General features: G+C 67.4%; 26 protein-coding genes and 4 pseudogenes. 19 read left to right on the forward strand and 11 right to left on the reverse strand.

Annotated features, from left to right (window positions below; genetic code table 11):
• Positions 1-136 precede the first annotated feature (136 nt).
• Together ACFQJD_RS18960 and ACFQJD_RS18965 are read left to right on the forward strand one after the other, a co-directional pair.
• A complete protein-coding gene (locus tag ACFQJD_RS18960) occupies positions 137-1,066 on the forward strand; it encodes a VOC family protein (protein ID WP_379800343.1) in 930 nt (309 codons plus the stop codon).
• Between the two features lie 55 nt (positions 1,067-1,121).
• Positions 1,122-1,708: pseudogene (locus tag ACFQJD_RS18965) on the forward strand (FAD-dependent oxidoreductase).
• 4 nt (positions 1,709-1,712) lie between these two features.
• On the opposite strand, the gene ACFQJD_RS18970 reads toward ACFQJD_RS18965, so the two are convergent.
• Positions 1,713-1,904, reverse strand: coding sequence for a hypothetical protein (locus ACFQJD_RS18970; RefSeq protein ID WP_379800345.1), 192 nt, complete (start codon positions 1,902-1,904; stop codon positions 1,713-1,715).
• 119 nt (positions 1,905-2,023) lie between these two features.
• Between ACFQJD_RS18970 and ACFQJD_RS18975 the strand changes: the two genes are divergently transcribed.
• The gene (locus ACFQJD_RS18975) at positions 2,024-3,409 is read left to right on the forward strand and encodes an amidase family protein (protein ID WP_379800347.1); all 1,386 of its coding nucleotides are present in this window, start codon (positions 2,024-2,026) and stop codon (positions 3,407-3,409) included.
• Positions 3,410-3,523: 114 nt separating this feature from the next.
• Here ACFQJD_RS18975 and ACFQJD_RS18980 read toward each other — a convergent pair whose 3' ends face one another.
• The 8 genes and pseudogenes from ACFQJD_RS18980 to ACFQJD_RS19015 form a co-directional block, all read right to left on the reverse strand.
• A complete protein-coding gene (locus ACFQJD_RS18980) occupies positions 3,524-3,928 on the reverse strand; it encodes an oligopeptide/dipeptide ABC transporter ATP-binding protein (RefSeq protein WP_379795958.1) in 405 nt (134 codons plus the stop codon).
• On the reverse strand, positions 3,910-4,488 hold the full coding sequence (locus tag ACFQJD_RS18985; protein ID WP_379795960.1) for an ATP-binding cassette domain-containing protein: 579 nt from the start codon (positions 4,486-4,488) through the stop codon (positions 3,910-3,912). Before ACFQJD_RS18985 ends, ACFQJD_RS18980 begins: the two co-directional genes overlap by 19 nt.
• Positions 4,485-5,615, reverse strand: a complete 1,131-nt coding sequence (locus tag ACFQJD_RS18990; RefSeq protein WP_379795962.1) for an ABC transporter ATP-binding protein — start codon at positions 5,613-5,615, stop codon at positions 4,485-4,487. The genes ACFQJD_RS18985 and ACFQJD_RS18990 overlap by 4 nt, the downstream gene beginning before the upstream one ends.
• 10 nt (positions 5,616-5,625) lie before the next feature.
• Complete coding sequence (locus ACFQJD_RS18995; protein ID WP_379796020.1) at positions 5,626-6,102, reverse strand: ABC transporter permease; 477 nt, start codon at positions 6,100-6,102, stop codon at positions 5,626-5,628.
• The gene (locus tag ACFQJD_RS19000) at positions 6,075-6,539 is read right to left on the reverse strand and encodes an ABC transporter permease (RefSeq protein WP_379796022.1); all 465 of its coding nucleotides are present in this window, start codon (positions 6,537-6,539) and stop codon (positions 6,075-6,077) included. Before ACFQJD_RS19000 ends, ACFQJD_RS18995 begins: the two co-directional genes overlap by 28 nt.
• Positions 6,540-6,686: 147 nt before the next feature.
• On the reverse strand, positions 6,687-6,968 hold the full coding sequence (locus ACFQJD_RS19005; protein WP_379795998.1) for a hypothetical protein: 282 nt from the start codon (positions 6,966-6,968) through the stop codon (positions 6,687-6,689).
• A complete protein-coding gene (locus tag ACFQJD_RS19010) occupies positions 6,899-8,077 on the reverse strand; it encodes a serine hydrolase domain-containing protein (RefSeq protein ID WP_379796024.1) in 1,179 nt (392 codons plus the stop codon). The genes ACFQJD_RS19005 and ACFQJD_RS19010 overlap by 70 nt, the downstream gene beginning before the upstream one ends.
• 60 nt (positions 8,078-8,137) lie before the next feature.
• Positions 8,138-9,206: pseudogene (locus ACFQJD_RS19015) on the reverse strand (dipeptide epimerase).
• A gap of 291 nt (positions 9,207-9,497) precedes the next feature.
• Here ACFQJD_RS19015 and ACFQJD_RS19020 point away from each other — a divergent pair.
• From ACFQJD_RS19020 to ACFQJD_RS19050, 7 genes and pseudogenes are all read left to right on the forward strand, one after another.
• Positions 9,498-10,832, forward strand: a complete 1,335-nt coding sequence (locus ACFQJD_RS19020; protein WP_379800349.1) for an ABC transporter substrate-binding protein — start codon at positions 9,498-9,500, stop codon at positions 10,830-10,832.
• Complete coding sequence (locus ACFQJD_RS19025) at positions 10,829-11,176, forward strand: hypothetical protein (RefSeq protein WP_379796028.1); 348 nt, start codon at positions 10,829-10,831, stop codon at positions 11,174-11,176. The genes ACFQJD_RS19020 and ACFQJD_RS19025 overlap by 4 nt, the downstream gene beginning before the upstream one ends.
• A gap of 4 nt (positions 11,177-11,180) precedes the next feature.
• The gene (locus tag ACFQJD_RS19030; protein ID WP_379795968.1) at positions 11,181-11,486 is read left to right on the forward strand and encodes a hypothetical protein; all 306 of its coding nucleotides are present in this window, start codon (positions 11,181-11,183) and stop codon (positions 11,484-11,486) included.
• Positions 11,483-12,142, forward strand: coding sequence for an ABC transporter permease (locus ACFQJD_RS19035; RefSeq protein ID WP_379795970.1), 660 nt, complete (start codon positions 11,483-11,485; stop codon positions 12,140-12,142). Before ACFQJD_RS19030 ends, ACFQJD_RS19035 begins: the two co-directional genes overlap by 4 nt.
• 167 nt (positions 12,143-12,309) lie before the next feature.
• A pseudogene (locus ACFQJD_RS19040) lies at positions 12,310-13,605 on the forward strand (PAS domain S-box protein); the annotation flags it as partial.
• 212 nt (positions 13,606-13,817) lie between these two features.
• A complete protein-coding gene (locus tag ACFQJD_RS19045; protein ID WP_379796030.1) occupies positions 13,818-14,813 on the forward strand; it encodes a PAS domain-containing sensor histidine kinase in 996 nt (331 codons plus the stop codon).
• A gap of 44 nt (positions 14,814-14,857) precedes the next feature.
• On the forward strand, positions 14,858-15,097 hold the full coding sequence (locus ACFQJD_RS19050; protein ID WP_379795976.1) for a hypothetical protein: 240 nt from the start codon (positions 14,858-14,860) through the stop codon (positions 15,095-15,097).
• Between the two features lie 34 nt (positions 15,098-15,131).
• Here ACFQJD_RS19050 and ACFQJD_RS19055 read toward each other — a convergent pair whose 3' ends face one another.
• Together ACFQJD_RS19055 and ACFQJD_RS19060 are read right to left on the reverse strand one after the other, a co-directional pair.
• Positions 15,132-15,845, reverse strand: coding sequence for a PH domain-containing protein (locus ACFQJD_RS19055; protein WP_379800351.1), 714 nt, complete (start codon positions 15,843-15,845; stop codon positions 15,132-15,134).
• A 127-nt stretch (positions 15,846-15,972) separates the two neighbouring features.
• Positions 15,973-17,337: a PH domain-containing protein gene (locus ACFQJD_RS19060; protein WP_379796034.1), complete on the reverse strand. Its 1,365-nt coding sequence runs from the start codon at positions 17,335-17,337 to the stop codon at positions 15,973-15,975.
• Positions 17,338-17,493: 156 nt separating this feature from the next.
• Here ACFQJD_RS19060 and ACFQJD_RS19065 point away from each other — a divergent pair, with 156 nt between their 5' ends.
• From ACFQJD_RS19065 to ACFQJD_RS19105, 9 genes and pseudogenes are all read left to right on the forward strand, one after another.
• Positions 17,494-19,746: a type II/IV secretion system ATPase subunit gene (locus ACFQJD_RS19065; protein ID WP_379796036.1), complete on the forward strand. Its 2,253-nt coding sequence runs from the start codon at positions 17,494-17,496 to the stop codon at positions 19,744-19,746.
• The gene (locus ACFQJD_RS19070; protein WP_379796038.1) at positions 19,743-21,656 is read left to right on the forward strand and encodes a type II secretion system F family protein; all 1,914 of its coding nucleotides are present in this window, start codon (positions 19,743-19,745) and stop codon (positions 21,654-21,656) included. Before ACFQJD_RS19065 ends, ACFQJD_RS19070 begins: the two co-directional genes overlap by 4 nt.
• Positions 21,653-22,099 (forward strand): DUF7289 family protein, encoded by a 447-nt coding sequence (locus ACFQJD_RS19075; RefSeq protein ID WP_379795986.1) that lies wholly within the window; start codon positions 21,653-21,655, stop codon positions 22,097-22,099. Before ACFQJD_RS19070 ends, ACFQJD_RS19075 begins: the two co-directional genes overlap by 4 nt.
• A 77-nt stretch (positions 22,100-22,176) precedes the next feature.
• Positions 22,177-22,368, forward strand: a complete 192-nt coding sequence (locus tag ACFQJD_RS19080; protein ID WP_379795988.1) for a DUF7289 family protein — start codon at positions 22,177-22,179, stop codon at positions 22,366-22,368.
• Entirely contained in the window at positions 22,361-22,798 is a 438-nt protein-coding gene (locus ACFQJD_RS19085; RefSeq protein ID WP_379796045.1) for a DUF7266 family protein, read from the forward strand. Before ACFQJD_RS19080 ends, ACFQJD_RS19085 begins: the two co-directional genes overlap by 8 nt.
• The gene (locus ACFQJD_RS19090; RefSeq protein WP_379800353.1) at positions 22,795-23,529 is read left to right on the forward strand and encodes a DUF7263 family protein; all 735 of its coding nucleotides are present in this window, start codon (positions 22,795-22,797) and stop codon (positions 23,527-23,529) included. Before ACFQJD_RS19085 ends, ACFQJD_RS19090 begins: the two co-directional genes overlap by 4 nt.
• Entirely contained in the window at positions 23,499-23,876 is a 378-nt protein-coding gene (locus tag ACFQJD_RS19095) for a DUF7262 family protein (RefSeq protein ID WP_379800355.1), read from the forward strand. Before ACFQJD_RS19090 ends, ACFQJD_RS19095 begins: the two co-directional genes overlap by 31 nt.
• A gap of 240 nt (positions 23,877-24,116) precedes the next feature.
• Positions 24,117-24,584 (forward strand): DUF7261 family protein, encoded by a 468-nt coding sequence (locus tag ACFQJD_RS19100; RefSeq protein ID WP_379796049.1) that lies wholly within the window; start codon positions 24,117-24,119, stop codon positions 24,582-24,584.
• Positions 24,585-24,679: 95 nt separating this feature from the next.
• Positions 24,680-26,021, forward strand: a pseudogene (locus ACFQJD_RS19105) (aminotransferase class III-fold pyridoxal phosphate-dependent enzyme).
• Positions 26,022-26,025: the final 4 nt, after the last annotated feature.

Consider the following 26,025-nt stretch of genomic DNA (forward strand, 5'->3'; position numbering starts at 1 on the left):
CGTTCTCCCGCGACGACACACGACCGGCGCGAACCGCGCACCGTCTACGGGACCGCCCACCGCCGACGCCCGCCCGTCGCGGCGGCGCGCGGGAGGTCCCCGTCTGTTTATCCGCCTCGCCCGCGTACCGACGCCCATGCCTTCCGACATCCCCGGTATCCACCACGTCACTGCGATCGGCAGCGACCCCGCCCGGAATCTCGCGTTCTACACCGAGACGCTCGGCCTCCGTCTCGTCAAGCGGAGCGTGAACCAGGACGACGTCTCCGTCTACCACCTGTTCTACGGCGACCACGGCGGTTCGCCGGGGACGAGCATGACCTTCTTCCCGTACCAGAACGCCCGGCCCGGACAGGTCGGCCAGGGGCAGGTCAGCACGACGCAGTTTCTGATCCCCGACTCGGCGGTCGACTACTGGGTCGACCGCTTGGCGGCCGAGGGCGTCGACGCCGACGACCCCCACGAGCGATTCGGCGACACCGTCGTCCCGTTTCGCGACCCGGACGGCCTCCCGCTGGAACTCGTCGCGCGCGCTGACGCGCCCGCCGGCGACCCGCCAGCCGGCCCCGTCCCTGCGGACCACGCGATCCGGGGCTTTTTCGGCGTCGATCTCGCCCTCGCCAGCACGGAGTGGTACGAGTCGATGCTGGCCGACATGGGGTACGAGGCGACGGCGCAGGCGGGCGACCGACAGCGGTTCGAGGCCGACGGCGATCTGGGCTACGCCGTCGACCTCCTCGAAGACCCGCAGGCCCAACGGGGCGCCCCCGGTGCCGGCACCGTCCACCACGTCGCCTTTCAGGTGACCGAGGAAGAACAGGAGGCCTGGCGACAGGTCCTCACGGACCACGGCCTCCGGCCGACCGAAATCATCGACCGCAAGTGGTTCAAGTCGGTCTACGCCCGTACGCCCGGCGGCGTCCTCTTCGAGTTCGCGACCAAGTCGCCGGGCTACACGGTCGACGAGGACCTCGACTCCCTTGGCGACCGACTCGTCCTCCCCGAGTGGCTGGAGGACCGGCGCGACGAGATCCAGGCCGGTCTCCCCGCCTTACCGTCCCGGTGACGGAAGGTTCTGCTCGGTGGCGACAATTTAACACGATGGCCGCCGACCGTCCACTATGGCTGATGTCCTCGTCGTCGGCGGTGGCCCCGCCGGCCTCAGCGCGGCACTGTTCGCCGGGAAGAACGGCCTCGACGTCACTGTCTTCGACACCGACAAGACGTGGATGCACAAGGCGCACCTGTTCAACTACCCCGGTATCGGCTCGATCGACGGGTCGAACTACCTGAGCGTCCTCCGCGAACAGGTCGACGACTTCGGCGTCGACCGGCAGCAAGGCGTCGCCGTCGACGGCGTCGAGTCGACCGGCGACGGCTTCACCGTCGCGACCGAGGAGGGGAGTTCGACGGCGACTATCTCGTCCTCGCGACGGGGGCGAACCGCGACCTCGCCGAGGGCCTCGGCTGTGAACTCACCGACGAGGGCATCGTCGACGTCGACGTGACCATGGAGACGTCCGTCGAGGACGCCTACGCGACGGGCGCGATGGTCAGAGCCGAGGAGTGGCAGGCCGTCATCTCGGCCGGCGACGGTGCCGCCGCCGCTCTCAACGTCCTCTCGAAGGAGAAAGGCGAACATTACCACGACTTCGACGTGCCCGCCGACGCGACCGAACTGTTCGGGTCGCTGGTCGACGCCGAGTAGTCGGTCACGGTCCCGCGCGCGTCTCGTCCTGGCCCGTGTGTCCGAGCAGCGCGTAACAGTTCGGACACTGCACCGGCCGCGCCCCGTTGGCGTCTCGGTCGCCGAGAAACCGGCTCCGACTGTACCCGCGGCCGCAGTCGGGACAGGAGAAGACGATGACCATACCGGTACTTTCGCTCGAACGGGTTGACCCCATCGATGTCCGGTCGTCGTGTGGACCGACGGCGTCGCGTCTCGACCGTCGCCACGCACCGTCCTCGACGGATCGCTCACGGCTCCGAAAATTTATATCGCGGTGCGTAATGTCCCACGACGATGACGCTTCGACCGCCGACGGCGGACGACGTTCGGGAACTCGGGGAGCAACTCCATCTGGACCTCGACGAATCGGAAGTGGAAGACTTCAGACGGCTCGTGACCGAGGGGCTCGCGTCGTACGAGACGGTCCGAAAACGCGCCGGATCGACGTCGGCGACGATCTCCGACAGGTCGGTCAGCGGTCGTCCGTCGCCGGACTCGGACCCGCTCAACGCGTGGATCACCCGCTGTGAGGTGTCGGGCGACGCTGACGGTCCCTTGGACGACACCCGCATCGGCGTCAAAGACAACGTCGCCGTCGCGGGCGTCGAGATGACCTGCGGGTCGACGGTGATGGAGGGGTACGTCCCCGACCGCGACGCGACGGTCGTCGACCGACTGCTCGGCGCGGGCGGGCGAATCGTCGGGAAGACCAACATGGACGACTTCGCGTTCACCGGCAACGGGCATTCGAGCGCGTTCGGGCCGACGCTGAATCCACACGACCCCGAGCGACTCGCGGGCGGGTCGTCGGGCGGGAGCGCCATCGCCGTCGCGACGGGCGACGTCGACCTCGCCGTCGGCTGCGACCAGGGCGGCAGCGTCCGCGTCCCCGCCGCCTGGTGTGGCGTCGTCGGTCACAAGCCGACCCACGGGCTCGTTCCGTACACCGGTATCGTCGGCATCGAGAACACCATCGACCACGTCGGCCCCATCGCGCCGGACGTCGAATCCGCCGCCCGGATGCTCGACGTCGTGGCCGGCAAAGACCCGGCCGACCCCAGACAGCCCGACTCCGTCCCCGTCGATGACTACGCGGCCGCGCTCGGCGGCGACGTCTCCGACCTCTCCGTCGCCGTCGTCGAGGAGGGTTTCGAACGCCCCGAAAGCGACGAGGCGGTCAACGAACGAATCCGGGAGGCGCTCGACGCCCTCGCGGCGGCCGGTGCGACCGTCGACTACGTCTCGATACCGATGCACCACGACGCCGTCGACATCTACACCGTCGCGCTGAACGAAGGGACGGTCGCGGCGTTCCGCGGCGAAGGCGTCGGCCACAACTGGGAGGGGTGGTACAACACGTCCTGGGTCCAGGCGTTCGGCAAATACCGGCGCGCACAGGGCGGAGACCTGCCGCCGTCGGTCAAGTACACGCTCCTGATCGGTGCCTACACGTCCGAGGCGTACCACTCGAAATACTACGCGGAGGCGATGAACCTCCGCCGGGACGTCACCGACGCGTACGACGACGTCCTCTCGGAGTACGACGTCATCGCGACGCCGACGACGCCCCAACTCCCGCACGAGTACACGCCCGACCAGGACCGCTTTGCGTTTCTCGACGACGCCTGGGGAGTCTCGGCAACACCTGTCAGTTCAACGCGACCGGCCATCCCGCCGTGAGCGTCCCGGTCGATCCGGTCGACGGTCTGCCGGTCGGCGTCCAGTTCGTCGGATCGCAGTTCGACGACGCGACCGTCCTGAACGCCGGATACGCCGTCGAGCGACTGGCGTGAGCTACCGTTTGATGCAGTCGACCTGATGGTCGGGGTCGCCCTCGAAGGGTTCCAGCCCCATCTCGGCCGTCTCGCAGCGCGCTTCGGCTTCCGGACACCGGGGCGCGAACCGACAGCCGTCTCCGATGTCTATCGGGTCGGGGATCGTCCCTTCGAGCGGGATGCGCTCCCGGTCGACCGTCGGATCGGGGATCGGATTGGCCGACAGCAGCGCCTGCGTGTACGGATGCTGCGGATCCTCGAAGATCGTCTCCGCGTCGCCGTACTCGACGATGGTCCCGAGATACATGACCCCGACCTTGTCGCTTATCTTCCGGGCGACGCTGAGGTTGTGCGTGATGTAGACCAGCCCGAGGTTGTACTCCGCCTGGAGGTCCATGAGGAGGTTCAGTATCTGCGCCTGCACGGAGACGTCCAGCCCCGAGACGGGTTCGTCGGCGACCAGGAGTCGCGGGTCGACGGCGAGGCTTCGCGCCAGCGAAATCCGCTGTTTCTGCCCCCGCTGAAATCCGACGGATATTTGTTCGCGTCCCCGGGTGAGATGCCCACTTCGGAGAGGAGTTCGCTGACGCGTTCGTCGACGGTCCGGTCGCCCGCCGTCCCGTGGTGTCGAATCGCCTCCGCGATGGCGTCGCCGATGCGGATTCGCGGATTGAGCGTCCGCTGCTGGTCCTGATACATCATCTGGGCCTCGCTACGGAGTCGCTTCCGCGAATACGATTCGATGTCCCGGCCGTCGAACCTGACCGTTCCGGCCGTCCGGGGGATGTGGTCGAGCGCGGCGAGCGCGGCGGTCGATTTGCCACAGCCGGACTCCCCGACGAGCGTCAGCGCCTCGCCTTCGTCCACGGAGAAGTCGATGCCGTCGACCGCCTGCACCGTCTTCGTCCGGCCGAGGAGTTCGCCCAGCAGTCCGGTGTTCTGCGCGAAGTGCTTTTTCAGATTCTCGACTTCGAGCAGCGTCATCGGCTGTCACCGTCCGTCTGCGCGGAGCGGTGTGTTGGTCCCCCGTCTTCGACGTCCGAGTCGCCGCCCACGACGAACTCGCCGTTCTCCATCCGGATATCCGTCGGTGCGCTCGGCGAGGGCGGGACGCGCGGCTGGTCAGCGTGGAGGAAGCATTTCGCGAGATGTTCGTCCTCTCGTTCGGTGTCGAACCGGTAGTACTGCGGTCGGTGTTCCCCGCAGATGTCCATCTCGTCCGGACAGCGGTCCTGAAACACGCAGCCGGTCGGCAGGTCGCTCAGATCCGGCGGCGACCCGCTGATGGTGTTGAACCGCTCGCTCCTGTCTCTGTCGTGTCGCGGAACCGTTTCGAGGAGCGCCCGCGTGTACGGATGTTTCGGAGCCTCGAAGATCTCTCGCACCGGCCCGTACTCGACGACGTTCCCCGCGTACATGACCGCGACCGTGTCGCTCACCTCGGCGACGACGCCCATGTCGTGAGTGACCCAGATGATGGACATGTCTAACTCGTCTTGTAGGTCACTCAGCAGGTCGATGATCTGGGCCTGGATCGTCACGTCGAGGGCGGAGGTCGGCTCGTCGGCGAGCACGAGGTCGGGTTGGCAGATCAGCGCCATCGCGATCGCCACCCGCTGGGCCATGCCGCCGCTGAACTCGTGGGGGTAATTTTTCGCCCGTTCCTCCGGGGCGGGGATGCCGAGCTGTTCGAGCGTCGTGTGGATTCGATCCCACCGCTCGGCTTCGTCGAGGTCGGTGTGGGCCTGCAGGACGTCTTCGATCTGGTCGCCGATGGTGTACGCGGGGTTCAGGTGGGAGATGGGGTGCTGGAAGATCATACTGATCTCGTTGCCCCTGATCTCCCGGAGGTCGGATTCGCTCATCTCCGAGAGGTCTCTCCCCTTGAATCGGGCCGCCCCGTCGACGATGTCACCGTTGTCCGGGAGGAGTCGCATAATCGACCGAATGAGCGACGACTTACCCGATCCGGACTCGCCGACGACGCCCAGCACTTCGCCCTCGTCGACGGTGATCGAGTTGTCGTCGACGGCTCTGATCGGGCCGCTGTCCGTTCGATACTGTGTGCTCAGTCCTTCGACCGCGAGGAGCGTGTTGGTGTTTTCGGTCATCTCGCAGCAGTTACCCCATGATATCTTCTGTCTCGACGGCGTCTCGTTTGTAGAGGAAGATCTCCCGCAGCCCCATCCCGAGGAGATTGAACCCGACGACCGTGATGGCGATGGCGATGGTCGGGAAGACGATGAAGTGCGGGCTGACCAGCAGATACTCCTGTGCCGTGTGCGCCATCGCGCCCCAGGACGGATGCGGTGGCTGGATGCCCAGACCGAGGAAACTGAGCGTCGCGACGTCGATCAACGCGTACGCGACGTCGGTCGTTCCGAGGACGACGATGGGCGGAACCGCGTTCGGAAGGATGTGTTTCACCATCACTCGCTGGTCGCTGTACCCCAGATTCTGGGCGGCCTTGACGTACGTCTCCTCGCGCAACGACAGCGTCGAAGACCGGACGGTCCGTGACATCATCGGGATGTACACGATGGATATCGCGAGCATGGCGTTCCAGATGTTCACCCCGAACGACGAGACGATGACCATCGCAGCAACAGCGACGGGATCGAGACCAGGACGTCGAGCGCCCGCATGATGGTCTCGTCTACCTTCCCCCTGTAGTAGCCCGAGGCTAGTCCCAGCGAGACGCCGATGAGCGTCTCCAACGAGACGACGAACACGGCGATGGCGAGGGCGTATCGCGTCCCGTAGAGGATGCGCGTGAACACGTCGCGGCCGAGGTGGTCCGTCCCCAGCAGGTGGGTCGCACTCGGCCCGTCGAGTTCGTTTCCGAGGTCCTGTTCGGTCGGGGTGTACGGGGTGAGAACGGGGGCGAAAATCGCACAGAACACGAGTCCGAGGACGATAGCCGCGCCGACCGTCGCCAGCGGGTCCAGCCGGACGAGACGATACAGCCGCCTGGGCGTCTGGAGGATCCTCCCCAGCGTCGATGATTCGGGCTGGCGAGCAGCGGACCCGGACATATCGTATCCGTTTGCGGTCCGGTATTTAAATTTGTGGATACGGTCTCCACGCCGTCGACACATTCTCCCGAAGAGGCGGCCGCTGTGCGGTCCTCGGGGAGTTAGCTGTCGGATCGCTTCCCGCTTTCGACGCGATCCCGAACCCTCTCAATTCGAGTCTACTTTCCGCAGTCGCCACCGCTGGAAGCGCAGGTCGACGTCGCCGTCGTCGACCTCGAATTTCGCGGGGAGTCGGGTCCCGTCCGGTGCGATCGTATAGAACGACCGGTCGGTGGGGTCGTCCGTCTCGGGGAGGAGACGGTACGTGGCCGTTTCGAGGAGGTCGTCGAGTTCGAGCGAGAGGGCGGCCCCGTCGGCCGTTACCGTCGCTCGCGCGACGCCCCGTCGGGATTCGTACTCCCCGGAAGCGGCCGGCGTTTCTCCCGTAATCCGAAGTACGAGACCGCTCGCTCGGGCGTCTCGCCGTTCAGCAGCGCGAGGACGCCCTTCCCGACGTTGATCGGGTGACACGGCGGGGCCGTGTTACAGGAGACGGCGATGCCGACCTGCTGTTGTTCGAGGAAGCCGACGTACGACGTCGAGACGGTCACGTCTCCCAGATGGCCGACGAGTCGGTCGCCGTCGAACGGCCCGACCATCCATCCGTATCCGTACCCCTGTTCCGTCCCGTCGATGGCCCGGTTCCACGTCGCGTGGTGCTCGTGCATCTCCGCGACGGCCTCGTCGGAGACGAGGGCACAGTCGTCCCCGAGGAAACACTGGAGATACGCCCCGAGCTCTTCGACCGACGCGAGCAGACCGCCGGCCGCCTGCACGACGTCGTAAAACGGGAACGTCGCCGGCGTCGGCGTCCCCTCGTCCAGCAGGTAGGGCGTCATGCGATCGGGGTCCGATTCGAACTCGTCGCGTGTGAACGTCGCGCGTTCCATGCCGAGCGGTTCGAGGACGTTCTGGCGGACGTAGTCGTCGTATTCCTGGCCGGTGATCTCCTCGACGACGCATCCGAGCACGAAGTAGCCGGAGTTGTAGTAGAAGAACGCGTCGTCGTCGCTGACGCGGTCGCCGGCCGTGGCGCGAAGATACCGGTAGTAGTCGTCCCGGCTACTCAGCGGGATCGGGAACGGATCGGCCCCGATCCCCCGGCTGAGGAGGACGTGCGCGCTCCCGTCGCTCGGCAGTCCCGACGAGTGGGTCAGGAGGTCGGCGATCGTTATCTCCCCGTCCGCTTCGAGGGCGCGGAGTTCCGGGAGATGATCGGCGATCGAATCCGAAACCGACAGCTCCCCGCGCTCGGCGAGCTGCAGTATCGAGAGGGCGGTCATCGACTTCGTGATGGAGCCGATCCCGTACAGCGTCCGCGGCGTCGACGGGTCGTTCGCGCGGAGGTCCCGCGCGCCGTACCCTCGCGTGTACAGCGACTCCTCGGCCGTGACGAGCGCGATGCTCGCCCCCGGGACGCCGTTCTCCGACAGCCAGTCGCAGACGAACGCGTCGATCGCGTCCGTCGTCTCCGCGTCTACGTCTCCCCGTTCGGGCATGGGCTCGGATTTACGATTTCGGACCTTAGACCTATCGCCGGACTCCTTCGTCCGACCGGGTTACAGCTCCGTGCGTAGATGGGGCGCGTCGATTCCGTGTCCCGGGCCCTCGGGTTCGATGTCCGGGGTCAGTTGCAGGTCGACGACGTCGTCACCGAGCAACAGGTTCCCGTCGAGGTCGACATACGAGAACGCCCCGATGCCCGAGACCAGATGGGCGGCCGTGTGGAGGCCGATCGAACTCTCCAGCATACAGCCGACCATGAGGTCGAGATTCGCCGCCAGCGCGATCGACGCGATAGATTGCGCCCCGAGAACGCCCGATTTCCCGAGTTTGACGTTGAGGACGTCCGCGGCTTCGTTCCGGACGATCCGCATCGCGTCGGTCGGCGTGAACACGCTCTCGTCGGCGGCGACGGGGATTCGAATCTGCCGTCGGACCTGCGCCATGCCGTCGACGTCGGTTCGGTGGACGGGCTGTTCGAGCAGCGCGAGATCGACGCCCCGTTCACGCATCGCGTCGGCGAACCGCACGGCTTCTTTCGGCCGCCAGCCCTGATTCGCGTCGACTTTGAGTTCGGCGTCGGGCGCGGCGTCCCGGACGGCGACTACGCGGTCGACGTCGTCCGCGACCGTTCCGCCGGTTTTGATCTTCAGTTCGGTGAACCCCGCGTCGACGAACGTTTCCGCTCGCTCCGCCGCCGTCTCCGGTCCCGCCATGTCGATGGTCACGTCGGTGGTGACCGTCGACGGGTCGCCGCCGAACAGCATCGAGAGGGGAACGTCGTGTTCCCGCCCGACGGCGTCGAGCAGCGCCGTTTCGATGGCGGTCGTCGCCGACACCGCCCCGCGGTATCGGTCCCGCACCGCCTCCACGAGCCGTCGATACTCCCCGAGCGGTTCGCCTCTCAGCAGGTCCGCCGCCTCACGGACGACTTCCATCGACGCGTTCCGACTGTCGCCGGTGATCGGGGGATCGGCGCTCCTCTCCGAGCCCCGTCGTTCCGGTGTCCGTGTGGACGACGACCGCGAAATTGTCCGCGCTCGACTGCGCTTCGAGCGAGATCGTGAACGATTCGCGCATCGCCAACTCCAGCGGCCGGACCGTGACGTCAGAGATCACTGCCATACGGCCCGAGTCGGACACCACGGTTATAACGATGCGGTGGGGCTCCTGCCGACCCGCGGATCGACCGCCTGCGGTCGGATGAGTGCCGCCGTGTCGGTCGCTCTCCGCGCCGCGTCGGCGCGTGGCCGAATCCGCCGCTGACCCGCCCGCGGTGACGGTTCTCGCGGTCGTCCGTCTCCCATCTCCGGAGGGCGTTGGCCGCCCGATCATTTCACCTGTGATTAGTTACATACCCTGCAGTATCGGGACGCTCGCGATACTATTAAGACGTCCCCTCGTCCTGATTTAGCTATGCCTGACGACACCGAGGTAGGCAGTGAACGCCGCCGAAGGTTTCTCAAATATTTGACGGCTACGGCCGGCGCGGGTTCGCTGGCGGGCTGTTTCGGGGGCGAGGAAGCCGGGACGCCGACGAGCGGCGGGGCGACTGACCAGGGTGGCCAGACCGACAGCGGCCAGGACGGATCCTCTGAGAGCGGTGGGGCGAGTTTCACGTACGCGCTCGGTTCGCAACCGGTGAACCTCTCGTGGTGGAAGGCGTACGACGACATCACGAACCCCATCACCGTTCACCTGTACGACACCCTCCTCGAGTTCAACCGGCCGGATATGGAACTGACTCCGGCGCTGGCGAAAGACTGGACCATCGACGACCCGACACATTACGTGTACAATCTGCGGGAAGGCGTGACCCTCCACAACGGCGACGAGATGACCGTCGACGACGTCGTCGCGAGCGCGAACCTGACGACGTCGTCGGAAGCCTCCTCGCCGCTCGCGTGGATGCTCAGCAGCGTCGACAGCTACAACAAAGTCGACGACTACACGCTCGAAATCGTGCTGAGCGAACCCGACGCCACGTTCCAGTACGTGCCGGCGACGCAGGCGATGGGCATCGCGCCGAAAGCAGCGATCGACGAGAAGGGGACGGACCTCGGTCAGGAACCCGTCGGCTCGGGGCCGTTCAAATTCGAGAACTGGCAGAGCGGAAGCCAGGTGACGCTGAGTCGCTTCGAGGAGTACTGGGACGACGACCTGCCGAACCTCGACGAGGTGACGTTCCAGATCGTCCCGGGCGGGACCGGTCGCCTGACGGGGCTGCGACAGGGCGATTTCCACGGCTCCCACTCGCTCTCGACGGACCAGTATTCGGTCGTCGAGCAGATGCAGAACGTCGACCTCCACCGGACGACGTCGTTCCAGACGACGTTTCAGGTCATGAATCTGGAGATGGAGCCGTTCGACAACCCCACGGTCCGCCGGGCCATCAACTTCGCGACCGACACCAAGGCGATCACCGAGAGCGTCGTCGGGAAGTACGGGACGCCGGCCATCAGCATGCTCCCCGAGAACATGTTCGGCCACGTGACCCCGGACGACCTCGAGTACGGCGGCTACCAATACGATCCGGACAGGGCGCGCTCGATGCTCGACGAGGCCGGCCTGACGGGCGACCCTCGCTTCGAGTTCACGCTGATGACGACGAACGCGACGTTCCTTCGGAAACCGTCGATCATCATGCAAGAGCAACTCGGCGAAGTCGGCATCAAGGTGAACATCAATCAGGTCGAGCAGTCGAAGATGCTGAGCGTCTCCCGGGCCCCCTCGACGAGCATCCGGGTATGATCACGTCGTGGTGGGCGTCCGACTTCCCGGACCCGGGCGGCATCCTGAACCCCGTGTTCCACTCGGACTTCATCGTCCCCGACGGGAACAACTGGTTCGGCTACAGCAACCCCGACGTCGACGAACTGCTGAACACGTTGCGGACGAGCGTCGACCAGGCGGAACGGGAACAGGCTGCCAAGGAGGCGAACAAGCTCATCGTGGACGACGCGCCCGCCGTGTTCATGGTGCACCCCGACACGACCCGCGCCCTGAACCAGAACGTCCAGAACTTCGAAGGCGCGATGCCCTCGTTCGTCACCCACTTCAACACGTTCCTCCGCGACGTCGCACTCGAACAGTAGCGCAATGGTCTCGATCCAATCGCTTCGCTATCTGGGCAAACGCCTGATATTCGGCGTGTTCACCGTCTGGGCCGTCACCGCCCTGGTGTTTCTCCTCATGCATCTCGCTCCGGGATCGATCGTCGATACGGTTCTCGGCGGCGGCGTCATCACCGACGAGATGCGCCAGCGCATCATCGAGCAGTACCACCTCGACGAGCCGGTTTACGTCCAGTATCTTCTCTGGGCCGGCGACCTTCTCCGGGGAACCTCGGCCAGCCGTACGCGACCGGACAGCCAATCGCGAAGTTGCTCGCGGACCGATGGGTGATCACGGCACAGATCACGTCGGTGAGTCTGGTGTTCGCGACGCTGCTGTCGATACCGACCGGTATCCTCGCCGGCTACAAACACGGCACCCTGTTGGACCGCGTCCTCACCGTCATCGCGATCCTCGGCGTGAGCGTCCCGGTGTTCGTCAGCGGCGTGCTGGCGCTTCTGGTGTTCTCGTATCACCTCCGACTCGTCCCGCCGTCCGGTGCCGGCGTGGGCGTCGTCGATCGGTTACAGCGACTCGTGCTCCCGTGTCTGCTGTTGGGTGGGACGATCGGAGCCCTGATGTTCCGGATGATGCGGGCGGGGATGCGCGACGTCCTCGAGAAAGATTACATCGAGACGTCCAGAGCGATGGGAATCTCGACCCGGAAGACGGTCGTCAAACACGCCGCCAAGAACGCGCTGGCCCCCGTCCTCACCGTTTCGGCGCTGTGGATCGGATTTCTCATCATCTACGGGATGGTCGTCGAGTACATCTTCGGGATGTCGGGATTCGGACGACTCATCATCAACGCCGTTCAGCAGCGGGACTACCCCATCGTCCTCGTCGGCACGATCGTCACCGCCGTCGTCTTCATCCTCGCGAACATCGTGGTCGACTTCCTCTACACGTGGGTCGACCCCCGGGTCGTCGTCGGTGACAGCGAGTGAGGCGCGCTCCGACTCGGGGCGCGGACCCACGCGCTTCGGGGACGGCGTCCTCGCGGCGTGACGGAAGCGAGCGGCGTAGCTCACAGCGGTAGCGCGAAACCGCGCACTCTACGACACCGCACACAGCGGACCTGACTTTTACTTGCCTGAGGACCGGGAGTAGATGCATGGCACTACTTCGAACCGCTCGACAGCCACGCGTCGACGACTTGCCGGGGGCGGCCGTCGTAGCGCTCGGTGTGCTCGTGTCCCTGATTCCGCTGTACGACACCTGGGACGACGTCTCGAACCTCTCGTGGGCGCTCGTCACGACGTTGCTCGAGAACGCCCCGCTTTTCTTTCTCGCGTTCGGCCTCGTCGGCGGCGGCGTCTGGCTCTCGCGGCGGGACTGGGACCCCAAATACGCCTGGACCGTCGCGAAGTGGAACGTCGGCGGCTTCGCCGCTGTCGTCCTCCTGTACGGTCTCGTCATCTCGCTCCAGCTCTGGTCGATGCACGCGCTCAAGCCGTGGGTACTCGTCCTCGACGGCGTGTTGTTCGGTGCCGTCGCCACGTTCGGGGTCGGCCTCAACAGCGCGCTCCAGCAACGCGCCCGCGACGACCTCGAACGGAGTCGGGAACGCTACCGGACCATCACCGACGACGTCCTCGACGAGACGGAGGTGGCGACGTTCATCTTCGACGACCGGTTCCAGGTCGTCTGGCTCAACGAGGCGGCCGCCGACTACTTCGATCTGGATCGCGAGGCGGCCGTGGGGAGCGACCAGCGCGAACTCGTCGAGGACCACATCGCCGACCGCGTCGCGGAGCCGGCGCAGTTCCGCGAGCGAATCCTCGCCACCTACGACGACAACAGCGACACCGAGCGGTTCGAGTGCCGCGTCGTGGGGACCGACGGCGAGGAGCGCTGGCTCGAACACCGGAGCCAACCCGTCGGGTCGGGGCTCTACGAGGGCGGCCGCGTCGAACAGTACGCGGACGTCACCTCGCTGAAGCGCCGCGAGCAGGAACTCGACATGCGGGAGCGCAAACTCCGGGAACTGTACGACGTCGTCTCGGACACGGCGCTCACGTTCCGAGACCAGGTCGGCTGTCTCGTCGACATCGGCCGCGACCTGTTCGACGCCGAGTACGGCTCGTTCGCGCACATCGACCGGGAGTCCGACGAGTATCGCCTCGAAGTCGTCGAGAGCGAGCGGGGCGACATCGAAGCGGGCGACGTCGTCCCGTTCACTCAGACCCACTGCGAGCGGATGGTACGCGAGGACCGAACGCTCCAGTTCGAGACGCGCCCCTTCGACGTCGATGCCAAGGCGTACGGCACGGACGCCGGCTTCGAGATGTACGTCGGGACGCCCGTCTACGAGAACGACGCGCTCTACGGGGCGCTCTGCTTTCTCGACCGCGAGGAGGCCGACCCATTCGACGACTGGCAGCTCACGATGGTCGAGCTGATGGGGAACTGGATGGGGTACGAACTCAACCGGAAACACCTGCTCGAGGAGAGCCAGCAGCGGATTCGCGAACAGGAGTCCAAATTCGAGGAGTTCGTCGCCGCCGTCGACAACTACGCGATCTTCAGCCTCGACACGGAGGGGCTGGTCACGTCGTGGAATCGGGGGCGAAACGGATCATCCAGTACACCGCCAGCGAGATCGTCGGCGAACACGTCTCGGTGTTCTATCCGGACGAGGCGGTCGCCGACGGCAAGCCGGCGGCGCTGTTGGACGAAGCCGCAGAGACCGGCGAGGCGCGCGACGAAGGCTGGCGGATCCGCGAGGACGGCACGCGCTTCTGGGCCGACGTCACGATCGCCGCCCGCTACGACGAGTCGGGCGACCACCTCGGCTACACGAAGATCGTCCGGGATCTGACCGACCAGCGGGAGTACGAACGCGCCATCGAACACGAACGCGAGCGCCTGGAGTTCGTGAACCGCATCGTCCGCCACAACATCCTCAACGGCCTGAACCTCGTCGACGCCCGGACGGACATACTCGACGCCCAGTTCGTGGCGTCTCCGGACGCCCGACGCCACATCGAGACGATCCGGGACCGCGTCGCGGACATGTCGTCGTTCATCGACACGATCCGGACGTTCATGGACGCCGCCGTCGGCGAGGCGACGCACGAACTTCAGCCGGTCGACCTCCGGGACGCGCTCGACGAGGCCGTCTCGCGCGTTCGGGAGTCGCACCCGGACGCCGTCTTCGACTCGCACGACCTGCCCGACGAGGAGTGCGTCTACGCCGACGAACTCCTCGTCGAGGTGCTGGAGAACGTCCTCTCGAACGCCGTCGTCCACAACGACGAGGAGGTGCCCCGCGTCGAGGTGTGGGCGACCGAGACGACCCGGACCGTCCGCGTCGACGACGAGACGGGAGAGCCCGTTCGCCCGCCGAACGTTCGAGAGACCGAGACCGACGTCGAAGAGCGACCCGCCGTCGCCGTTCACGTCGCCGACAACGGGCCCGGTATCCCCGACGACGAGAAGGAAGCGGTCCTCCAGAAAGGCGTCGCCGAACTGTCCCGTCCCGGAAACGGATTCGGGCTCTACCTCGTGAAGGAGATGCTGCAGATGTACGGGGGGACGGTCGACGTTCGGGACAACGAGGGCGCGGGGACGACGTTCGAGTTGATCTTCCTGCGGGCGGAGTCGGCGGGCGACTGAGACGGGCCGCTCACGGGGCGGCGGACTCGACGGGCCGCCTCGCCATGTCCGAACGTTCTTTCTCCTCGCCGTCCGAGGTACGGACGATGACCGACGACGACCCCGAGGTGCCCATCGTTTGCGAAGCCTGTGGGACGACGACGAGAATTCCCCTCGCCGACGTGGCCGAGATGCTCGACCGACACAACGAACAGCGACACGACGGCGCGGACGTCGCGCAGGTCGACCCCGAACTCGCCGACCAGTTGGCCGACATGGTCGCCGAAGATTTGGGGTTGCTGTGAGGGCCGTCGCGCCCCGCGGCCGTCCGGCCTCGCGTCACTCCGTCCGTCGACTTTCGGGGCCGTCGCTTCCGGGTTCGCCGGACGTTTCGTCCGAATCGCCGGACGCGTCGCCCTCGGATTCGCCGGATGCCTCGTTTGAATCACCAGTCGATTCGTCCGAATCGCCGGACGTCTCTCCGGCCGAGTCGGTAGACGCGCCGCCTCCCGTGCCGTCGTGGGCCCGAATCTCGTCGCGCACCACGTCGGCGAACTCGGCGGGGTCGTACACCTCGTCGACGGAGACGGTCAGGTCGCCGCTGGCTCCGGAGCGAACCGCGACGTTGCCGAGGCCAAACAGGGAGTCCCACGCGCTCCGCCGTTCCTCGACGGCTCGTACCTTCTCGTGGGGCACCTCGTTGCGGATCAGCGAGATGAAGCGGTACTCCTCGATGACGCGCTGATTGGTCACGAAGTACGTCGTCAGGGTGTTTCGCCAGTAGCGATGGACGCCGCGCGAGAACAGGTACAGCCCCAGCGCGAGCACCGCCGTCGGGTAGACCAGCGGCGTCTGCGTGAAATACAGCAGGTAGCCGCCGACCCCGAGAAACGGCACGGAGACGAACGCCTCCGCGAGGGCGTTCCGCTGGGCGGGGTCGCGCTCGTCGACGACGGCCTCGTTTTCCCGCATCCGCGGGGCCTCGGGGGCCGCGACGAAGTGGACGTACAGCCCGACCCCGAAGACGAAGAGGCCGAAGACGATCAGCAGCATTCCGACGATCGGCGGCGTCTCCGGTCGCGGTCCGACCACCGGATACCCCCGGCCAGATACGCGCCGACGACCACCAGCGGCAGCGCAAAGAGCGTGCTCCAGACGGCCGGGAGTCCTCGCGCCACTGTCACTCACCCCTGAAGAGTTCGACGAGGATGGCCAGAATCGAGGTGATCGTTCCGATGATCGTCAGCGTCGTCTGATCCAGCGGCGTGTCCCCACACCGGGTGAAGAACCCGCGCTGACAGGTCGGCGCGGGCGTCGCGGTCGGCGTGAGTGTCGGCGTGGGCGTCGCGGTCGGCGTGAACGCCGGCGTGGGCGTCGGCGTCGCGGTCGGCGTCTCGACCCCGTCCTCGACGGTCACGGGCCGGCTGACGATCGATTCGTTGGCGACCCAGACGCTCTGGTCGGTTCGGTGCGCCGACAGCGGGAAGGCCGCGCGCTCGACCTGTTCGTAACTGATCCGGAAGACGACCGTCTCGCGCTCGCCGGGAGGGACCGACGCGCGCTCCGTGGCGACGACGGCCCCGTCGAGCCGGTACGTCAGTCGGCCGTCGAACGCGACCGTGTCGACGTTCCGGACGGTGACGTTGGCGACGTACGTCTCCCCGCGGCGCACGTCGTCGGGGCCGTTGAACGCTTCCGTGACCAGCGCCGAGGCGTCCCCGGTCGGCTCCCCGACGAAACGGACGGCGTCGCCGTCGCGGCGGCCGCCGTCGGCGACGACGGCGTGGTCGTACGTCGTCCCCTCCCGGAGGGTCGCGCCGGCGGCTTCGAGGGCGGAAACCGTAACCGCGAACGCGACCCGCTCTTCCTCGTCGTCCGCGACGGTCACCGTCTTGGTGGTCACGTTCGCCCCGTCGAAGCGGTACGTGACGCGGCGCGTGATCGTCGTGTTCGCGGGGTTCGACAGCGTCGCGAGCACGACGAACGACCGGTTGCGCGTGATCTCGGCGGGTGCGCCGAACCCGCTCACCGCGAGATCGACGTCGGGCGTCACGCGCAGATAGCGGGCGACGCCCGTCCCGCTCTCGTTGCGAACGCCGTGGACGTACGTGCCGACGGCCACCGACTCGTTCGTCGACCGCAGCGACGCGAATCGGACGTCGAACGCCGTGGTCCGCGTCTCGCCGGCGTCGACGGTGACGTTCCGAACGGCGACCGCCGTTCCGTCGAACACGTACTCGATCGACTCCGTTCCCGTGACGTTGCCCCGGTTCGTCACCGTCGCCGTGACGCTGACGTTCTCGCCGCGCCGCACCCGCTCGGGTGCGGTGACGTCGCTGACGACGATCGGCGCGTCCGTCGTTCCGTTCGCCGACGGCTGTGTCGTTCCGTTCGCCGACGGCTGTGTCGTTCCGTTCTCCACCGGCTGTACCGTCGTCGCCGACGGCTGACCGGATGCGGAGACGGGGGCTCCCGAGACGAGGACGAGCGTGACTGCGACGCCGAGGATCACGAGGGAAGGGAACCGTTCAGGGTCTGCGGGCACGCGTCCAGTTTCCAGCCGACTCGTTATAAAACTCCGAGTGAGCGGGGTGGTCGCATCGGTGGCGAGGTGGCGCGTCGGACCGAGCCGTCATCGCCCGATTATCCATCTAGATAATCACGGACGAATTTTAAATACGAGCGCGCGGGATCGCGTGCCATGTCCGACGGACCGTCGCTAGAGATCGGTCGCGTCCCCGAGGAAGACGGGGAGGAAGCCGTCCCTCCGCCGCTGCCCCCGGGCGATCCGGACGCGTGGTACGCGACCGACGTCCGCTCGCAGTACGAGATCCACCCGGGCGTCGTCGCCACGATCCTCGAAACCGAACGAGGCTTCGAGTATCGAATCCGAGAACCGAGTCTCGGTCCGCGCGTCGACCGAGCGCTCTCGCGGGTTCGCGACCACTTCACCGTCGTCAACCGCCGCCGGCCGCTGACCCGGGAGGGTGCTGTCGAGCGTGCGGCGCGCGGATTCGAGCCGAAATACCGGCGCGTCCTCGACCGCCTGCTCGACGTGTCGCCCTCGGCGTGGCGGCGCGTCACCTACCACGCGCTCTGTGAACTCCGGTTGCTCGACGAACTGACGCCGCTGGCGCTCGACGACCGCATCGACGTCGTGGACGTCGTCGAGGACGACGGTCGGGTGGTCGTCCACACCGAAAACTACGCGCCGGCGACGACGCGATACGACGCCGACGCGCCGTTCGTCGACCGGGTGGCCGGCGAGCGCCTCCGGAAGTACACCGTCGACTTCGCGGGCTTCGACGTCGAGGTGGTCATCTACCGCGAGAACCTCCTCGGCAACGACCACTTCTCGACCAAGTACGCCGTCCTCGAACCCGACCTGCTGCCGGGCGACGAGAACCTCATCGACGAATGCAAGGAGCGCATCTGGGAGGCGAACGTCGACGACGTAGTCGAGAACCGACACGCTTTCGTCCGCGAGCGTGCGCGACAGTTCCTCTCCCGTCGGCTCACCGCCCGGAACACGCGGGCGTGGCTCGAGGCGACCCGCTACCGGATACGGGCCGCTCTCGCCGAGTACGGCCTCGCGCTCCCGCCGGTCGACAGTCGGTACGCCACCGACCGCCTCGACGACCTGGTCTACTACGTCCTCCGCGACTACGTCGGCTACGGTGCGCTGACGATCCCGATTCGGGACTCGCATCTCGAAGACGTCGAGGCCAACCGCGTCGGGGAACGCGTGAAGGTCATCCCGCGCGCGGACGAACTCCCGGTCGGTCGCGTGCCGACGAATCTCTCGTTCGACGACGAGACGGAGTTCGTCAACATCGTCACGCAACTCGCCGCCCACGACGGCACCGAACTGAACGCGAGTCGCCCGAGCGCGAAGGTGAATCTCGACCCGCCGGGCGTCGAGGAGACCATCCGCTGTGCCGTCGCCCTCCCGGTCATCTCCGAGGACGGCCCGCACGTCTCCGTCCGCAAACAGGCCAGCGACGCCATGACGCCGGTCGACCTCGTGGGTCACGGGGCCATCTCGACCGAGCTCGTGACGCTCCTGTGGCTGCTCTACGAACACCACGGCGTCGTCCTCTTTTCGGGACCGACCGGCGTCGGCAAGACGACGCTCATGAACGCCCACATGCCGTTCGTCCCCTACGACGACCGACCGGTCAGCATCGACGAGGGGTCCCGGGAAGTCCGACTCCCCCACGAGACGGGCATCTCGCTCACGACGCGCGACCACGAGAACGAGTACAAGCGCGTCTCGATGGCGAAACTGATGACCGAAACCAACTACCTCAATCCGGACGTCGAGGTCATCGCCGAAATCAACACTCCCGCGAGTTTCGAGACGTTCGGCGAGACGCTCAACACAGGCCACGGCGTCATCGGCACGACCCACGCCGAGAACGTCGACACGCTCATCAACCGCGTCATCGAGCAGGGACTCCCGCCGTATCTGCTGCGCGAGATCGACCTGGTGGTCTTCCCGCACCACGTCGACGGCGACCGGTACGTCAGCGAGGCCGTCGAACTCCTCTCGGAGTCGGAGTACGAGACGCTGGACGACCGTGACGGGACCGGCCACCTCCGCTCCGGCGTCGTCGAGAAGGGCGGGCGGACGCTCTACTGGAACAGCGTCGCCGAACGCGACACCGACGGCACCTTCCGCCTCGATTACGACCACCCGCAACTCGACGACGATCGGCGGGCGCTCGGCTTCCGCCTCTTTCACCGCATCGCCGACCGGACCGACCGGGACGTCAAGGCCGTCGAAGCCGAGTTCCACCGCAAGCACCGCTACGTCAAGTATCTCGTCCGCGAGGACGTCACCGACTTCGACCGGCTGTTCGGATTCATCTCGGATCTGCGGACCGACGAGGCGGCGACGGTCGAACGCATCCGGCGGCAACGCGCCGACGGCGAACGGGGCGGATCGGCGTGACGGAGGGGACCGTCGCCGCCGCCGAGCCCGCGCCCGCCGCGGCCTCGCTGTCGGCGCTCGATCGGGTGCTGTACGCCCTGTTCGCCCGTAACGCCGACAGCGGACGCCACGCCCGCGACCGACGCCACTACCGCGGCACCGACCTCCGGATCAGTTTCGACGTCTTCCTCGCCCGCGTCTACGGCGCGTCGTGGGTCGTCGCCGTCGTCGTGGCCCTGGTGACGGGACTCGTCGTCGTCACGGCGTCGCCCGACCTGCCGGACGCGATCGCCGCGGTTCTCGAAGCCAGTCTCCCGGTCGTTCGACGGGACGGCCTCCCGTACGTCCCGCGGATCGCCGTCGCTGTCGCCGCCGCCCTCGTCGTCGCTGGCGCTGCCAAGGCGGCGACCGTTCGCCTCGGCGGGCGCTATCTCGCGTGGCGTGCGTCGGCCCGCCGAAGCGACGTCGAACGCACGATGCCCGGTGCGGTGCGGTATCTGTACGTCCTCTCGTCGGGGAGCGACGGCCACCGCGAGATGCTCCGAAAGGTGGCGAGTACGGACGCCTACGGCGAGACCGCGGTGGCGACCCGGAAGGTGTTGAACACGACGGCGCTCACCGGGAGCCTGAACGAGGGACTGCGACGGGTCGCCCGCGATACGCCGTCCCGCGAACTGCTCTCGCCGTTCCTGTTGAAGTTCCGCGAGCACGCCGAACAGGGCGAGGAGGAACTGGCGACGTATCTCCAGATGGAGAGCCGGATGCTCGGCCACCGGCAGGACCGGGCCAGGCAGCGCGCACAGGGCTTTCTCGAACTGCTCTCCGAGATGTTCATGGTCCTGCTCGTGTTGCCGACGCTGCTGGTCATCGTGTTGACCGTCCTCGCGGTCATCGCTCCCGGACTCTCCGAACCGGTCGCGACGCCGCTGGGCACGATTTCCGCGCGCGCCGTCGTCGTCTACACGAGCGCCGCGTTCGTGTTCGTCCTCGGCGTCGGCGCGAGCGCCGTCGTCGGCGAACTCCGGCCGCCGGGACAGACCGTCGCGTACGAACGACCGGCGTCGGCGTCCGACGTCGTGCTGACGGCCGCTATCAACCCGGCGAGCGCGGCCGCCGTCGGCGTCTTCGTCGCCGTCGCCGCGGCCGGCGCGCTCTGGTACGAGGGCTACCGGCCGACGAACGTGGTCTTGCTCGGCTACGTCGCCTACGCGGTGCCGGTCGGCCTCGTCTCCGTCCGCCGGGCGCGACTCGACGACGCGAAAGACCGGCAGATAAAGGATTTCGCCCACGCCGTCTCGGGGCACGTCAACCTCGGGCGGCCGTTTCAGGAGGCCGTCGAGATCGTCGCGCGCGACGTCGACTTCGGCGCGCTGAACCCCGACGTGGCCGATTTGGCGCTGAATCTGAGCTTCGCGACCCGCGAACCCACCGACGTGGACGTGCGGGCCGCGGCGCTCGATCGGTTCGTCTCCCGGGTCGGAACGCCGCTGGCCGAACAGTCGGTCGGGCTGGTGACTGGCGCGCTCGACGCCGGGAGCGACGCCGGCGCGGTGTTCGACACGCTCCAGACCGAAATCGGCCGCCTCTACCACGAGAAGCGCGAACTCCGGTCCAATCTCCTCGTCTACGTCGCCGTCGGATGGACGACGGCGTTGCTCGTCATCGGCATCGCCGTCGCCGTCGGGATGCAGGTGTTCGACGGGTTCGCACAGCTCTCCTCCGTCGAGGGACCGGGCGGGTACGTCCTCAACGCGACGGCCATCGACCTGCCACGGGAGCGCTTTCGCATCTACGTCGTCACGCAGGCGACGATGCTCGCCTCGGGGTGGTTCGCGGGGACGGCGAGCCGCGGTCGGTACGAGGCGCTGTTGCACTCGGGCTCGCTCGTCGCGGTCTGTTACGCCGTCTTTGCCGGGGTGGGTATGATATGACCGCTCGCCGGGGGCAGACGGCCGTCGTCGGCGTCGCGTTGCTCCTCGCGATGACCGTGTTGAGTCTCGCCGCGCTCACGGCGACGATCGGCACCGTCGTCGAGGATAGCTCGCGGGCGGCGGAGACGGGACGGGTCGTCCGCGGCTTCGACGCCGCCCTCGACCCTCACGCCGGGACGCCCCACGAACGACGGATCGCCGTCTCAGCGGCCAGTTCCGAACCGCCGCCCGAACGGTCCGTCTCGTCGACGGCCCACGAACGCTCGCTGTCTGGCGGGCGGACGCCCTCGTCTACGGCGAGCACTCCGCTCGCGTCGCTTACCTCGGCGGTGCCGTCGTCACGGGGCGTCCCGGGAGCGCGAACCTCCGCGTCGAGCCACCCATCTCGACGGGCGAGGGGGGCCTGTTCGTCGGTGTCCCGACGCTCGGGACCGACGGCGTAACCGGATTCGCCCCCGGGGCGGACGGCGCGATCCTCCGCACGAACGCCACCCACGACCGTCGGACGTTCACGAAGCAGGTGGGGTACGGTCTCGCCGTGGAGACGGCGACGCCCGGCGTCTGGGAGCGGTTCTTCGAGGATCGCGGCGCGAGCACCTCTCGCCGGGAGTTCGACGACGACGGCGTCGTCAGCGTCGTCGCTCGGTTCCCCGCCGTCGACGAGGCGTCCGTCACCGTTCACGACCTGGGGCTGGTGATTCGGCGTGCCTGACCGCGCCGTCGCGCCCGTCGTCGGCAAACTGCTCGAAGCCGGCATCGTCGTCCTCTTTATCGTCCTGTTGACGACGGTGCTCTACGGCGGCGTCGTGCCGTCCTACCGGGCGGCCGTCGGTGCCGAACTCGGCGATCGGACGCTCGTCTCGGCGGCGGACCGCGTCGAATCGGCCGTCCCGGAGACGGGCGACGCCGTGTCGGTCGAACTCCGCGTCGACCTCCCCGAGACGCTCCGCGGCGCGGGCTATTCGATCCGCGCCCGCGGGCGGGCGCTCGTGCTCGACCACCCGCATCCGCGAATCGGCGGCGAGACGGCCCTCGGCCTTCCGTCGAGGGTCGTCCGCGTCGAGGGCGAGTGGGAGAGCGCTCGGCCGGCCACCGTCGCCGTTCGGGGAAGCGGGGACGGGCTTCGGGTGACGTTACGATGAACGCGCCGTCCCGCAGGGCTCAGGCGAACCTCTTCGCGCTGGTCGTCGCCCTCGTGTTGCTCACGACGGTGACGACGCTGGGCGTCGCCGTCGCCGACGGCGCGCTGGCGGGTGCGGACCGCAGCCCCGCGGAGCGCCACGCAGCGGCCGCCGTCGCAGACCGCCTCGTCGTGGCCGACGCGCCGTGGACCGCCGAGGCGAACGTCGTGAACGGGAGCAGCGTCGAACGGCTGACGGCCGCGGACGTCGACCGTCTCGCACCGGCCGCGGAGGGGCGTCCGCTCCGGATCGCCCTCGACGACGAGACGGTGGTGCAGCGACGAACGCCCGTCTCCGGCGTCACCGTTCGTCGGGGCGTCCTCGTCGCGACGTGGACGCCCGTCAATCGGACGGTGAACGTCTCGCGTAGTCGAACCGTTCGCCTGCCGCGCGGCGTCGAACGCGTCCGCCTGCGGATCGATGCGGGCGCGGATGCGACGGTGAAGTCGGTCCGAGCGAACGACCGCGTCGTTCTCCACGCACAGCGAGGCGTGGTGGGGACGACGACGGTTTCGCTCTCCGCGACCGGGCCGACGACGCTCCGGCTGGTGACGGCGACGCAGAACAGTTCCGGGACGGTCGCGCTCGCGTATCGTCGCCGGGAGACCACGGCACGGACGCTCACGGTGACCGTCGATGGCAGGGACAGCTCTCGCTGTCGGTGTTCGAGGCGGGCGTCGGCGTCCTCCTGATTCTCGGCGTCGCCGCGGGGTTCGGCCTCGGCCTCGCCGGCCCGCCCACCGACTCGGCACAACTCGATCGGTACGCGGACGACGCGGCGACGACGCTCGGAGCGACGCCGGCGACGGCCGGAAACCGGACGCTCCTCGAAGCGCTCGCGCACACGCCGGCGTCGTTCGAGCGCGAACGGCCCGCGGCTCGGTCGCATCTCACGAAACTCGTCCCGGCGACGGTTCGGATCCACGTCCGGACGCCGGTCGGGACGTTCGGCCCCGCGCCGCCGTCGACGGTGGCCGTCGGCCGGACGACGGCGTCGACGCGGCACGGACCCGTCACCTTGGAGGCGTGGTACGGATGACGGACGCTCCGCGGGGACAGCTCGTCCTCGTGGCCGCCGTCGCCGTGGCCGTCGCCTTCGTTCCGATGCTCGTCGCCTACGTCCAGTTGGGACACCATCCCGACGTCCGGTCGAGCGTCGACGACGCCGACGCCCTCGCGGACGCCGACGGCTATCTCCAGCGGTCGGTCCGGGCGGCCACGGCTGCCACGGCGGGCCAGTACGCGAACGGCAGCGAAGACGTCGTCGCGACGCGGGTCCGTGACCGACTCGCCGCCGACCTGCGCCGACTGGACGACGCCGGCGCTCGACGGGGTCGACTACGCCGTCGCGTTCAACGACACGGCGGCCGATCGGTTCGCCGAGACGCACTGTCCCGGCGGGGAACTGCGCGAGTTCGAACCGTGCGCGGCCACCGGCGGCGTCGTCGCGCAGTCGCGGGCGAACCAGACCGTCGTCGTCGCTGCGGCGTTCGACGTCACCGCCCGGAGCGCCCGCGGCCACGCGTCGGCGACGTACGTCTACTGGGGCGTCAACGGGAGCGTCGCCTCGACTCACGTTCCTGGGGTGCACGGACGCGTCGTGAACGCGGGCGTCGACCCCCGATCCACCGTCGCTCCCGGACCCGCCGAGCGGACGGCGTTCCAGCGGAGCGGTCCGTCCCGTCGCCGTCGCTCCGCTCGCCACGAGATGGATTATATTTCCGAAGAAACGAGAAAATGGGGCTGAACGCACTATTCAGAGCGGATTAATTGAATCAAATTTCATTGTTTCATGGTTTAGCCAAAGATTAATCAGGGGTGGATCAGTGATTGGCATATAGCATGTCGGAACAAGAGCCTACGAGCGGTTCAGAACTGAACGAAGTCGAGCAGACGGACAAAGAGCACGTCTTTGGGACGTGGTCGTTCCAGAAGGAGGTGAGTCCGACCCAGGTCGTCGACTCGGACGGCGTTCGCTTCACGACGGCGGCCGGCGACGAGTATATCGACTTTTCGGGTCAGTTGATGTGTTCGAACCTCGGCCACTCGGCCGACGCCGTCGCGGACGCGATCGACGAGCAGGTACGCGAGACGGCGTACATCGCGCCGAACTACACGACCGAGGCCCGTTCGGAACTCGGCCGGAAGCTCGCGGAGGTGACGCCGGGTGACCTCTCGAAGACGTTCTTCTCGACGAGCGGAACGGAAGCGACCGAAGCGGCGATAAAGATCGCGCGCGCCTACACCGGCAAGCAGAAAATCGTCTCGCGCTACCGCTCGTATCACGGCGCGACCTACGGTTCGATCAGCGTCACTGGCGACCCCCGCCGACTGAAAGCGGAGCCGGGGATTCCGGGGACGATCAAGGCCCCCGACCCGTACGCCTACGGGTCGACGCTCGATCCGATGGAGAGCGTCGAATACATCGACGAGATGCTCGAGCTCGAGGGCGATACGGTCGCCGCGGTGCTCGTCGAACCGATCGTGGGTTCGAACCGATCGTCGTTCGAACGGCATCCTCGTGCCGCCGGACGAGTATCTCGATCCGGGGCTCTGCTCATCTGATCACGGGGCTCTGCTCATCTGCGACGAGGTGATGGCCGGCTGCGCCGGACCGACGTGGTTCGGCTGCATGACGATGGCGAAAGGGCTGAAAGGGCTGCGCGCTTACCAGCCGCTCGGCGCGACGATCGTCACCTCCGAGATCGCCGAGCATTTCGAGGAGAACATGTTCTGTCACGGCCACACGTACGCCGGCCATCCCGCGGCCGTCGCGGCGGGGAACGCGGCGATCGACACCTACCGCGAGGAGAACCTCATCGAACGCGCGAGCGAGGTGGGCGAGTACCTCGGCGAGCGGATCGAGGACCTCGCGGAGAAACATCCGAGCGTCGGCGACACGCGAGGCGTCGGTCTGTTCCGCGGCATCGAACTCACGAAACACCCGGAGAAACGCGTCCCGTTCGGTACGCGAGAGGACAAGATCAGCCCCGGTAGCACGGTCGTCGACGAGGTGTCCGCGCGGGCCAAAGAACACGGCACGTACGTCGCGAACATGATCAACACCCTGATCATCGCGCCGCCGTTGACGATCACCGAAGACGAAATCGACGAGGCGATCGACGCGATCGACGCCGCGCTCGAAGTCTCCGACGCCGCCATGGATTCGGTCTCTACGACGTAGGCGC

It is taken from the genome of Haloplanus sp. GCM10025708, assembly GCF_042663985.1.
GTDB lineage: Archaea > Halobacteriota > Halobacteria > Halobacteriales > Haloferacaceae > Salinirarus > Salinirarus marinus.